Here is a 12,707-nt window from a genome sequence, read left to right as displayed (position 1 = left end):
ATTTACACCAAAATTACAATTCAGTAGTGGTTAAAATAGGAAACTTAGAATTAGGCGAATTTCCACTTTTATTGGCTCCTATGGAGGATGTGAGTGATCCACCCTTCAGGGCCGTATGTAAGGAAAATGGCGCCGACTTGATGTACACGGAGTTTATAAGCTCAGAGGGCTTGATTCGTGATGCTGCCAAGAGTGTACAAAAACTTGATATTTTCGAATATGAAAGGCCTATAGGCATACAGATTTTCGGGAATGATATAGAGTCTATGCGAGAAGCGGCGGCCATTGCGGAAGCGGCTGGACCGGATATCTTGGACATAAACTATGGCTGCCCTGTCAATAAGGTTGCATGTAAAGGTGCTGGAGCGGGGATCCTGTTGGATATAGACAAGATGGTATCCATGACGGCCGAAATTGTCAATGCAGTCAAAATACCTGTGACTGTGAAAACAAGACTAGGCTGGTCTCAAGACACGATACGCATAGTGGAAGTGGCGGAAAGGTTACAGGATGTAGGTATACAAGCCATCAGCATTCACGCCAGGACCAGACAACAAATGTACAAAGGTGAAGCAGATTGGTCTTACCTCAATAAGGTCAAAGAGAATCCAAGGCTACATATTCCTGTGTTTGGCAATGGTGACATCGACAGTCCGGAAAAAGCTTTGGAATATAGAAATAAATATAATGTCGATGGCATGATGATAGGTAGAGCTTCTATAGGCTATCCATGGATTTTTAATGAAATCAAGCATTATTTCAAAACTGGAGAACACCTACCTGCTCCTGAATTGGCAGAAAGGATAGCTGTTACTAAAAAGCATTTGGATTTTTCGGTTCAGTGGAAGGGAGAAAAGCAGGGAATTCTTGAAATGAGAAGGCACTACACCAATTATTTCCGTGGTATGCCAAATTTCAAGCCTTTCCGTACCCGGATGGTGACCGCAGATACCTATGAAGAAGTATCGGCAATATTGAGCGAGGTACAGGAAGTTTTTGCCGATTATCAATTTTCTTGATTTTTAAAGAATTTCATGTGAAATAAGCAGCGAAAAGAATTTTATTTGCAACATCATATACTAGCAGGCAGGTATGGGGACTGAATCCTATGCCTGCTTGCTTATTTAGCAAAATTTTATTTCCCTTATTCAATATCCTCTATGTCAAGAGATTTGCAGTCCGAAAGTGCCTTGAAAGCTTGGGCTTTCCTTTTTGTTTTGGCTTTGATTTGGGGGAGTTCATTTATCTTGATCAAAAGAGGGCTAGAGGTGTTTTCACCTGGTGAGGTTGGTGCATTTCGGATCGTTGCGGCTGGTGTTTTCCTTTTGCCTTTATCATTACCTCGTTTGAAGACTTTAAATCGTCGACAGGTTAAAAATTTGATCGTCGTTGGTCTTGTCGGTAGTTTTATTCCTGCCTTTCTTTTTGCTAAGGCTCAGACACAATTAAGTTCATCACTTACAGGAGTATTTAATGCCATGACTCCTTTATTCGTGGTAATTATTGGAGCCTTGTTTTTTAATTCTAAGATTACTAGAAGAAATTCACTTGGCTTGTTTATAGCTTTTATTGGGGTCGTGTTGCTTTTGATAGTCAAGGAAGGTTCTGGATTTGGCACTTTTACTGATATCAATGCATATGCCTTTTTTGTTCTTCTGGCATGCGCCTGTTATGGACTTAACCTCAATATCATAAAATTCAGATTTGTTGAACTCAAACCAGTAGCCATTACTGCTATTTCCCTAACGATGGTTTTGCCAGTGGCTTTGATCTATCTGTTTGCATTTACCCAATTTTCTTTCAAACTTCTCCACGTAGATGGAGCAATGGTAGCGGCTGGTTACCTGACTATTTTGGGGGTTTTAGGTACAGCTTTGGCCTTGATTTTATTCAACGTGATGGTAAAAGTCGCCACGCCTGTTTTTGCAAGTTCAGTGACTTACCTTATTCCGATTGTTGCGATACTTTGGGGAGTATGGGATGGAGAGGTGTTGCTGCTTGGGCACTACATAGGTATTGCGGCAGTGATATTTGGCGTTTGGGTTGGTAATAGAAGGTAAGTTGGATTTACGATTTACGAATGACGATTTACGACCTGCAATTTAGCTAACCAACCTTTAACTTTTAACAAATTAACTTTTTAACCACCAAGTTATTAGTTCTTCATTTCGTCAGTTACACAATTCCTCATTTCATCAATTCTCCTAGCACGATAACATCCCAACTCAGGATAAGCCCAACTTTTAACCTTTAACAAATTAACTTTTAACCACTGAACCATCAGTTCATCGATTAGTCAATTAAATAATTAACCAGTTAAACAATTAATCAACAAAGCCTAATCCTCTTCCTCATCTTTAGGCCTTCTTTTAGGAATGGTTGGCTGACCCAGACCCAAGCTTCCTTTCAGACCAGAGAGTGTGGTTGTCCACCAATAATTGAAAATAAAGCGTGAATCATCCCTTTCTTCATAGATTTTAGACTTGACAGTATTTCTAAAGAGTTTTCTTGGGTTGTTACTTTTTACTGCAAAGACATTGAGTACAAAGGTTAAAATCCCCTTCCGTCCTCGACCTCTTTCTAAGGTCCTTTCATCCAATAATTCCAATTTCAGGTCCTGGTACAGAAGCGTCATCAATCCCACCGCGTCGTGATCTGTGGCTTTAAATGTCCATTCGGCGCTGTTTACCTGGCCTTCCAATGCCCTGAGAAAAGCATTATTTTCCAAAATAGGATTGATGATCCTCACATCAAATTCCCCCATTTTAGCGGCGATTTCCATTGGGTATGGGTGTTTAAACCTTAGTCTGGCCTGCATTGAAAGGTCTGCTTCTCCATATAATCTCGTATTCCCAATCAAAAATGCTTCCTGTATAGTGTATTCATTTCCTTCTTTTTCGAGGTGAAATGGCAAAAGAGAAATATTCATATTGTCAAAGAACATCATCCCCGGGATCATGCCATTTTCAGGAAATTCGGTGTAATCAACCCTACCATTGCTCAACTCCAAGGTGTCCAAACGTAGGGTAAATCCAGCTTTTTGCATCAGGGCTTGAGGCATTGGCCGGTATTTGTCTTCCTTCTTATCAAATCTTTTGTCCCGGAAAATATTAGCAACAGCATCAGAAACCAGTACTTTATCAGCGACAAAAATTTCTTCCTCCAACAATTTCTCCAGATCAGCCTTGAATATGGTGATTTCAGGGATTTTAATTGAAGCAACATCTGTCTGATACCCCACTTTTCTGGTATATGCATATTTGCCAAGCCGTGGTTCAAACATGATTTCCTTAAGTGTGATTTTCTCGTTTTCAAGACTTACCAGACCTACACTCACTTTATTGAGGCTATCTGCCAACAAAAATTCGAAGTCAGGAAAACTAAGGCTAAATTCCTTACGAAGTAGGTCTTTTGGACCTAATTCGTCTATTTTTGCCAGCTCGAGATCAAAGTCTGAAAGTATAAAATTCAGGTTTTTTATGCCTTGAGGATCTTTAGAGCCATCTTTTTGAAAAATAAATACATCACCTTCTATTATTTCAAATTCACCTACAATTAGTTTTTGTATCAATGAAGCGGCAGTATCACCTTCATTTTCTTCATCTTCACCTTTTTCTCTTGAAACCTGATCCGTAAAAATCTCAATGTCAGGTTTAAATAACCGCAATTCAGAAATCACCAATTCACCGCTTTCCTGCAATTCTGCCAAAGCATTTGTTTTGATCAATGCTGTAGGGATATGCCCTGACAATACAGGCATGCCTGGTTTTCCGCTTAAGTCTTTTGGGATTATTCTGAAATTGTTCAACAAAACACCCTCGTATCTTGTGTCCAACTCTACTTTTGAGAAAGTCACTTGATGTATACTGTCAGGCAATGTCAACCAAAATTCATCTATTTCCATGCTCAAACCACTAAAAAAGCCTGAGATATCACCTTTGCTGATTATAGCTGAGTCTAACAGGAAATCGTAAAAAGAAAGGTTGATGCCTGTATTGACCAACTCTCTCTGTGTGCCATTTTCCCGAAATGCCAACTTGAATTGTGCTTTTTCGGCCTGAATGGTGTCAATACTGATAACTTCTATGGTTTTTGGAAGAGAACGGTCTCTCCTAGGCCTTCTTGTAGGATTATTGTCATCTTCGTCAAGGTCATTGTTGATCAAGATATTCACATCAGATCCGGTAAATTTTGCCATCTCTAAGGTCAATTCATTGTCAAAAAGGAATCCTTCCAAATCCACCCCTCTAAATGCCATTTCGGGAATATTTACCGAGACTCGGGTTTTGTCGGTGAAATTCCTTCGGGGATTTAGGCTGACATTAGAAGCTATAATCTCTTCCCTTGCTGTATTGAATCTGATACGGTCAGCAAGGATATTATACTTTCCGTCTGCAATGTTGAAGACATAATTATTCAGTTGGAGGTCGACTTCTTCAGAAAACAAAGATCTTAGCTCATCAGGTGAAGCATCTTTGTTGAGGTAAAAGTTCTTCACCGCTATGGAAATATTCTCTTCTGCAAATGTCCGGATTCTGTCTCTTACATAATTTTCATAATTGAGGGATCCCTGTTGTAAGGAAAGGCGGTCCACTTTTATTTCCGAGAAATAATTGGTCAAAAGTTCCAAAATCTCTTGCTGATCTACTCCTTCCCTATCTTCATCACGTTCACCCGGTCTATGTTGGATTATGCTGATTTTTGGAGACGGAACCCTGATATCCCGGATATTTAGAATTCCTTCAAAATAAGCTTTTCTGATATCCACTCCCGTTGCTGAGAATTTGGGAACGAATATATCTAAGGTTGTTTTCTTGCCATATCGATCCAAAGTGGCCTGAATCTGGGAGCGGTCAAATGGCTCAAGAGCAAAACCGTCAATGCTTATCAAGGATCTTTTAGTATCCAGGAAAACCCGATCTGCCTTGAAAACATGGAGGTTATCGGCAAGTTTTAAGGCATACTCTTGTAATTCCAACTCCAGGTTGTCTGCCCAGAAAAAGCTCTTGGAATCGGACTCTTCTGTCTTTGAGTCAAGCGCAAAATTTTCCAAAATCAAATTGACCTTTCCAAATGAAAGGCTGTCTTGTCTCATTCTGACCCTGTTGTCTACTATAAGTGACCCTTCCTTGATCTCAAATCTATTGACGTAGATTCCCTCCAAAAACTCCCCATAGATATCATTGATATTGAACTCCCCTGACTGGTCTTGCTTACCTTGTACATCCCTGAGCAAGATTTCCGGTTGTTCAATAGTCATATTCTGAATATCGATAATGCCTTGATTGTAAATCTTCTTGAGGTTAGCTTCTGATATGGTCAAGTTTGGGACTTGTATGTCTAGCAGGGTTTTGTTTCTTTCCGGTTCATACTTATGAGAAGGATAAAGATGAAATCCGTCTATCTGAATGTTATCTTCAAAAGAAGAAAGCAACACATGAGCTCCACTGACCTGATGAATGCTGTCACCCAAAATCAACTCCACATCAAAAAGTTCTACAGAAGCATTATCCGCATAGAAAAATTGGTTTTGTTTTTTGGAACTGTCGGGGCCTACATAGAATTCCTCCATCTTGAAATCAATTCTTTCGGCTTTTATCATGTGGGAATCTCTGTTGTCAGCACGTCTTTGGCTAAATCTCCCTTGCTCAATATCGAACTCATCAATAAAAATAGATTTTAATATACCTTCTATCAGGTCGTAGAGTTCGAAATTCCCCATCTCCCCATTTCTACTAGCAGTCCTTCTTGTATATAGGTCAAACTTAGGTTTTTGAAGCATGAGTTTACCTATTTCTACTTCTGAGGTATAAAAGACCTTGTTGATATCTGCATCTGAGAGCAACAAATCGTCTAATTCTACTTCGAAGTATGTTTCGGAAAACCTGGTAAAATCAGGGTCAATTTTGAGATCTTTACCTTTGATATACTGCTCTAGCGAAGAAACTTCTATTTCACCTGCAGAAACAGTGTGCACACTATCTGCAAGTAAAACCTGAAAATTGTCCATGTCAAAAGCGAATCCTTCAGCGTTGAAGGGTGTTTCCGGAAATCTTTCCTGAAGGAGCTGAATATCCCTGATATATAGGTTGGAGTTTTCAGCTTTGATGGATTTTTGGGCGATAAAATTTTTAAGCAGCACATCAGCATCATGAATCTGCATGCTGCGGATTCTAATCTCCTGAAGCCTTGAGCCAAGGAAAGACTTTTTTATTTCTTTTTGCAAGATTTCCAAGGGTGATTCATCAAGTTCTTCTTCCAAAATCCCCTCTATTTTTAACCTAAAATCTAATTCAGGGCTATTCAGTGTCAAGTTTCCAATGACTATTTCCCGTTTTCTGAAAAGATAATTCATACCCGTAACAGACAATTGGGGGATATCTGCCCGGTAAAAGGCCGTACTGTCAAGCTCATCAAAGACCTCTTCTATGGGGTTAATTTTCAAACCGATGATGTGAACGCCCCTTTCGAGCAAGGAAATATAAAAGCGGTCAAAATCGATTTCATATTTGTTTTCAGAGGCTTCGCTGACCTTTTCTTTGAGATAATTGCGAAGTAAAAAATCAGAACTGAAATAAACGGTAACTTGAATAATGGCAAGTATAAGCAGCACTGATCCTGCAATACGTAGGTATCGCTTTTTTAGAAAATTCTTTAGCTTGGATGTGGTACTTGGCTTTTCCATAGAAAAAACTATGAAAGTAAAAGTAATATAAAAGCATTGGAAAAATAGAAATTCAGGCTTTGATTTTAAGGTAATAAAAAGAGGCACGCTGTAGATTTATTTTAAGAATCCAACGTGCCTCAGTCATATATAACCCAAATACTTTTGCTGTAGGAGAAGGATTCGAACCTCCACGGAGTTGTTAGGCCACATCAGAGCTCTTGACGCGCTTTATCCTTTCTCAATTAAAAATTGAGCTCTCCACCCCCGAGACAGGAGGGCATGTCTGCCAGTTTCATCATCCTACAATTTAAATTTTGCGAGTTGGATCTTTTACCAATACGCTCACTTTTCTAAGAAGTCAATTGCTGTGATTTCTAATCTTCAGCATTCTGTTTTATTCTCTAAAGAAGAGAAAAAAAGAAATTACTCTCTTATTTAGTGACCCAAAATTAGCAAAGTGGTTGATTTGTTAATAATTATTTAAAAAAAATGAGAAAAAAATATATTATAATTAATATAATGGGTATTTGAATATCAAATTGATAATATAACTTCTGAATTGTACAGATTTTTGTGAAATTTTCAATGGCTTTGGTAGCTATAAAAAGCAAAAAGCTGCGAAACAAGATTTCACAGCTTTAGTCAATTAACAATAAACCCAAAATAACCTGATGTAAGAGAAGGATTTGCACCTCCGGTCAGTTGACCTCTCTTTTGCATTCTTACATGTGATGTTGAAGTTTTTTACTGTATCAACATTACAAATGTAAGCCATGTCTGTATATTTTAAAAATCCTGTAAAGAATTAGCTAAAAATTTACAGTATTTTTAAAATTAACATAAAAAATTAAAAAATCGTTATACTACAACGATTGCGGAACATCTTGTTTTGAAAACTTGGTAATGGATTTCGAGTTTCCAAAACCCGAAATCCCTCAATTGTTTCTTAGAATTCTGGAAAACTCACCAAAAAGTGATTCAGCTTATTGCTTATTCATAATTCACATAGTTTTCCCATTTGTTTACCACAGCGGTAAAGTCTTCAGGCAATGGACTTTCGAAATATATTTTCTCGCCAGTCACCGGGTGTGTGAAGCCCAAAGATTTGGCGTGCAATGCCTGCCTCGGTAGCATATCAAAGCAATTTTTGACAAAAGACTTATATTTTGAGAATTGAGTCCCTTTTCGGATTTTATCTCCTCCATACATCGCATCATTGAAAAGAGGATGGTTGATGTGCTTCATGTGCGCCCGGATTTGATGGGTGCGTCCAGTCTCAAGGTTGCATTGTACGAGGGATACATACCTCAGACGTTGCAGTACCTTCCAATGGGTGATGGCATGTTTGCCCTGATCACCATCGGGAAAGGTGTCCACAATTCTCCTGTCTTTGGCACTTCTGCCTACATGGGCATTGATGGTGCCCTGATCTTCGTTTGGCTCTCCCCATACCAAAGCGATGTAAGTCCTTTCGATCGAGTGGTGAAAAAACTGATGTGCAAGGTGTGTCATGGCATCTTCGGTTTTGGCTATCACCAAAAGACCTGAAGTATCCTTGTCAATTCTATGGACCAAACCAGGCCTGCCAGTATTGCCCGGCATTGTAGGAAGTTGGTTGAAATAATACACCAAAGCATTTACCAGGGTGCCCGTCCAGTTCCCGTGCGCAGGGTGTACAACCATTCCAGCAGGTTTGTTTACAATCATCAAGGATTCATCCTCATAAACAATATTCAAGGGGATGTCTTCAGGAACAACCTCAGTATGCATCACCGGCCTTTCCAGATATATGCGGATGCTATCAAGTGGTTTGATTTTGTAGTTGGATTTGACCTGCTTGTCATTGACCAAGACATGGCCTGCGTCTATGGCCTGTTGCAATTTGTTGCGGGTAGCATTGGCTATTTTATCTGTCAAAAACTTGTCTATCCGTATTTGTGTCTGACCTTTGTCTATGTTAAAATGAAAGTGCTCGAATAATTCAACTTCTTCATCTTCTAAATTTCCCTCATCTTTGTAGTCTACCATCTTGCAAAAATAAGCGCATTTGGGGAAGTTTCGGATATTTGTCCTAGTTTTCAATAGAATCAATGCTGCTTCCTACACAAATAGCCACCCAAGAGCTCCATGCTGAACTGCTTTCAGCCTTTGACTTAAGACTTTTTATACGTCGACTTGATCAAATCCACCCTTTGGTTTCTGGGAATAAGTTTTTCAAATTGAAATACAACCTCTTTCAGGCAAAAAATGAAGGCAAAAATAGGCTTTTGACTTTTGGAGGGGCATTTTCCAATCACATTCATGCTTTGTCAGCTGCAGCCAAAGAGGAGGGTTTTCAAGCTATAGGTGTCATTAGAGGAGAAGAGATTTTCCCTTTGAATCCAACACTTGGGTTTGCTCAGCAAAATGGGATGATACTACATTTCGTGGATCGTAGTTCTTTTAGAGACAAAAACAAGCCAGAATTCATCAATGAGCTTAGAAGGCACTTTGGAGATTTCTACCTGATTCCCGAAGGAGGCACCAATAGCTTGGCCATTGAAGGAACAGCTGAAATCCTGAAAAAAGCGGATGATATTTTTACTCACATTGCCTGTAGTATTGGTACGGGTGGCACCATTTCAGGACTTGCCCAGTCTATGAATAAAGGCCAGCATTTGCTCGGTTTTTCTTCCTTGAAGGGGGACTTTATCCACCAAGAAATAAAGGAATTACTCATTAGGGAAGGTATTGTTCCAAAGGGGGAGTTCACCATTTTGGACTCTTATCATTTTGGTGGATATGGGAAATTCAAGCCTGAATTGATCAAATTTTTAAAAGAGTTTTATGGTCAATTTCAAATTCCTTTAGACCCGGTTTACACCGGTAAAATGATGTATGGCCTTTTTGATTTGATACAAAAAAACTACTTCCCAAGAGGCAGCAGAATCCTCTGTATGCACACAGGAGGCCTTCAAGGTGTAGCTGGTTTCAATCAGCGTTTTGGTGAGGACCTTCCTTCAAAGTAAAATAATCCTCGATTTCCTGAGGTACAATTTTGATTACATTAGCCAAAACTAGCCTTACCAGAGTTTTGGAAGCCACATACCGAGGTAATTTGGCCAACTTTTGGAATTGCTTTACCGTGACTTTCCCCTCTTCAGCTAATTCGCGCATAAGGATGGTCTCTTTTTCACCATAAGTGAAAACAATGTCTTTTGGGTTTTTTCCCCTTCTTATAATTTCCCAAACTTCCTTACTGGCTTGGATGCTTCTGTCAGCCACCCTTACAAATGTTTTTCTTTTTTCTCCTTCCAGTAAAAAGTGCGGCCTGTTTGGGGATTTATTAAATGAAAAAACGGCAACTCCTTTTTTTGGATTGAGTTTGACCACATCGATTTTGTATGTTAGCTCAGGTTTGATGATTTCTGCAATTGCCTTTTCCATCACATAGACCTCCTCCTCGATAAACCTCTGCCCACTCACAGAGCCATCGTCGTCCACGCCTATCATCAGGTATCCGCCTTCAGTATTAGCCAAAGCAATTACTTCACGTGCAATTTTTTCAGGAAATGCCGCTTTTTTTTTGAATTCAACCTTCAAACCTTCTCCTTGTTGCGCTATCTTTTGAATATCCTGTAAGGTCATGTTTCGATGGATTAATTTGAAGTAATTTGATCTTGTCTTTTCGGGTTTTTAAAATTAAGCATTTACAGAAAGAAAATGACAGAATGGTCAGCGTTATACTGAACGGAGCCTACCTACTGTAGGCAAGCTTGCGGAGGTGAAGGATCTCCAAGCTTGAAAGAAAGAGACCCCCCGAATCCCGATATCCCGATATTTATCGGGACGGGACGGAGAAGGCTTTCCTACGTCAATTTGACGACCATTTCAAATTTGTCATCGATAGATAGGTGGAGTATCAGGAAGTCCTATTTGTATATATCATTTGTTGACCTTCTTGAGATGTTTCCTTCGTCAGCATGACGCCATATGGTATGACAAGAGTAGATTAAATTCCCCTTTCAAGTTCTGAAAGCCTGTTCTTGAGCCCTTGCCATTCGTCTCTCAGTCTTGCGGCTTCCATAAAGTTCAGCTCTTTGGCTGCCTTCTCCATTTGTTTTTGGGTTTGAGTGATCAGCTTTTCCAGTTTGTCTTTGCTGAGGTATTGTACCAATGGATCTGCAGCCACCAAAGCTTCGGCATTTGTCGTGTCCTCATACATTTTTGCGTTGCGCTTGCTGTCGGCAACTTTGGTTTGACCTAGGATTCTATCCTTGGACTTGAGGATAGTTTTTGGAGTAATTCCATGTTTAAGGTTGTATTCAATTTGAAGGCTTCTTCTTCGATTGGTTTCATCCATCGCCATTTGCATGGAATGCGTAATCTTATCTGCATACATGATCACTTTGCCGTTTTCATTCCTCGCAGCACGGCCTATAGTCTGCACGAGAGAACGTTCATTTCTCAAGAAACCTTCTTTGTCCGCATCAAGAATTGCCACCAATGAAACTTCCGGTAGGTCAAGACCTTCTCTCAATAAGTTGACACCCACCAGTACATCAAAGACACCAAGTCTAAGTTCTCTCAGAATCTCGACCCGATCGAGGGGTTTTACTTCAGAGTGTATGTACCTGCTTTTTACACCGGCTCTTTCGAGATACTTTTGAAGCTCTTCGGCCATTCTTTTGGTCAAAGTAGTGACCAAGACACGGGCTTCGGATTTGATTGTTTCGTCAATTTCTTCCAAGAGGTCATCAATCTGATTTGCACTTGGCCTGACATCGATCACAGGATCTAGTAGTCCTGTTGGACGAATGATCTGTTCCACGACGATACCTTCAGTCTGTGCGAGCTCATAATCTGCCGGTGTGGCACTCACGTAAATGACTTGGTTGATCAGCGTTTCAAATTCGTCAAAATTCAGAGGTCGATTATCCAAAGCGGATGGTAAACGGAAACCATAATCCACCAGGTTTACCTTACGAGAGCGGTCTCCGCCCCACATACCCCTAACCTGCGGGATGGTCACGTGGCTTTCATCAATGACCATCAAATAGTCATCAGGAAAATAATCCAACAAACAGAAAGGCCTGGTTCCGGCAACTCTACGGTCAAAATACCTGGAGTAGTTTTCCACTCCTGAACAGTAGCCTAGTTCGCGGATCATTTCCAAATCAAATTCAGTCCTTTCCCTTAGCCTCTTGGCCTCGATCAGTTTCATGTCTTTTTCAAAGAAAGAAACCTGGGCCATCAAGTCATCCTGGATCTCGTGAATGGCAGTGTCAATGACATCCCTTCCAGTTACAAATAGATTTGCAGGGAAAATTGAGATTAGTTTTTCATCGGATAGCTTTTTGCCTGATGCGGGATCTATTCGTTGGATGGCTTCAATTTCATCTCCCCAAAAGAAAATCCTATAGCCGAAATCTGCATAGGCCACAAAAATATCAACTGTATCCCCTTTTACCCGAAATGTACCATGGGTCAAATCCTGATTGGTGCGGCTATAAAGGATATCCACCAATTTGAAAAGCAATTGGTTTCTGGGTATCCTATCACCTTCCTGAAGTCGGATGACATTTTTTCCAAACTCTTCGGGATTTCCAATACCATAAATACAGGAAACAGAAGCTACTACGATAACATCCCTTCTTCCCGAAAGTAATGCTGAAGTGGCGCTGAGTCTTAATTTTTCAATCTCTTCGTTGATGGAGAGGTCTTTTTCTATATAAGTACCACTTGTAGGTATAAAAGCCTCTGGCTGGTAATAGTCATAGTAGGAAATAAAGTATTCTACTGCGTTTTCCGGGAAAAACTGTTTGAATTCCCCGTACAATTGGGCTGCCAAGGTTTTGTTGTGGCATAGTACGAGAGTAGGTTTTTGGACTTGTTGGACCAAATTGGCAACTGTAAATGTTTTTCCAGATCCCGTCACCCCCAAAAGTACCTGTGCCCTGTCTCCCTCATTGACACCCGCTACCAATTGCCTGATGGCTTCCGGTTGATCACCGGTGGGCTTAAAATCTGATTGTAAGTTGAAATCCATAGGTTTTTTTCC

Annotated in this window: 7 protein-coding genes; 3 read left to right on the top strand and 4 right to left on the bottom strand. The window is 40.1% G+C overall.

The features are described from left to right. Nucleotides 1–26 precede the first annotated feature (26 nt). Both dusB and CLW00_RS16080 read left to right on the top strand, forming a co-directional pair. Complete coding sequence (gene dusB / locus CLW00_RS16085; protein ID WP_106134723.1) at nucleotides 27–1,019, top strand: tRNA dihydrouridine synthase DusB; 993 nt, start codon at nucleotides 27–29, stop codon at nucleotides 1,017–1,019. 141 nt (nucleotides 1,020–1,160) lie between these two features. Beyond that, nucleotides 1,161–2,060 (top strand): DMT family transporter, encoded by a 900-nt coding sequence (locus tag CLW00_RS16080; RefSeq protein WP_106134722.1) that lies wholly within the window; start codon nucleotides 1,161–1,163, stop codon nucleotides 2,058–2,060. A 278-nt stretch (nucleotides 2,061–2,338) separates the two neighbouring features. Here the strand turns inward: CLW00_RS16080 and CLW00_RS16075 are convergent, their stop codons facing one another. After that, a complete protein-coding gene (locus tag CLW00_RS16075; RefSeq protein WP_106134721.1) occupies nucleotides 2,339–6,685 on the bottom strand; it encodes a hypothetical protein in 4,347 nt (1,448 codons plus the stop codon). Nucleotides 6,686–7,657: 972 nt separating this feature from the next. Beyond that, the gene (locus CLW00_RS16070; protein ID WP_106134720.1) at nucleotides 7,658–8,695 is read right to left on the bottom strand and encodes an RluA family pseudouridine synthase; all 1,038 of its coding nucleotides are present in this window, start codon (nucleotides 8,693–8,695) and stop codon (nucleotides 7,658–7,660) included. A gap of 62 nt (nucleotides 8,696–8,757) precedes the next feature. Between CLW00_RS16070 and CLW00_RS16065 the strand changes: the two genes are divergently transcribed. Next, nucleotides 8,758–9,675, top strand: a complete 918-nt coding sequence (locus CLW00_RS16065) for a 1-aminocyclopropane-1-carboxylate deaminase/D-cysteine desulfhydrase (RefSeq protein WP_106134719.1) — start codon at nucleotides 8,758–8,760, stop codon at nucleotides 9,673–9,675. On the opposite strand, the gene CLW00_RS16060 is transcribed toward CLW00_RS16065, so the two are convergent. Both CLW00_RS16060 and uvrB read right to left on the bottom strand, forming a co-directional pair. Next, a complete protein-coding gene (locus CLW00_RS16060) occupies nucleotides 9,638–10,294 on the bottom strand; it encodes an AlbA family DNA-binding domain-containing protein (protein ID WP_106134718.1) in 657 nt (218 codons plus the stop codon). The genes CLW00_RS16065 and CLW00_RS16060 overlap by 38 nt on opposite strands. Before the next feature lie 364 nt (nucleotides 10,295–10,658). Further along, nucleotides 10,659–12,695: an excinuclease ABC subunit UvrB gene (gene uvrB, locus CLW00_RS16055; RefSeq protein ID WP_106134717.1), complete on the bottom strand. Its 2,037-nt coding sequence runs from the start codon at nucleotides 12,693–12,695 to the stop codon at nucleotides 10,659–10,661. Nucleotides 12,696–12,707: the final 12 nt, after the last annotated feature.

This window comes from Mongoliibacter ruber, assembly GCF_003003005.1.
Taxonomy (GTDB): domain Bacteria; phylum Bacteroidota; class Bacteroidia; order Cytophagales; family Cyclobacteriaceae; genus Mongoliibacter; species Mongoliibacter ruber.
The sequence above is the reverse complement of the archived record's forward strand: the minus strand, read 5'-3'. Positions and strand labels throughout refer to the sequence as shown.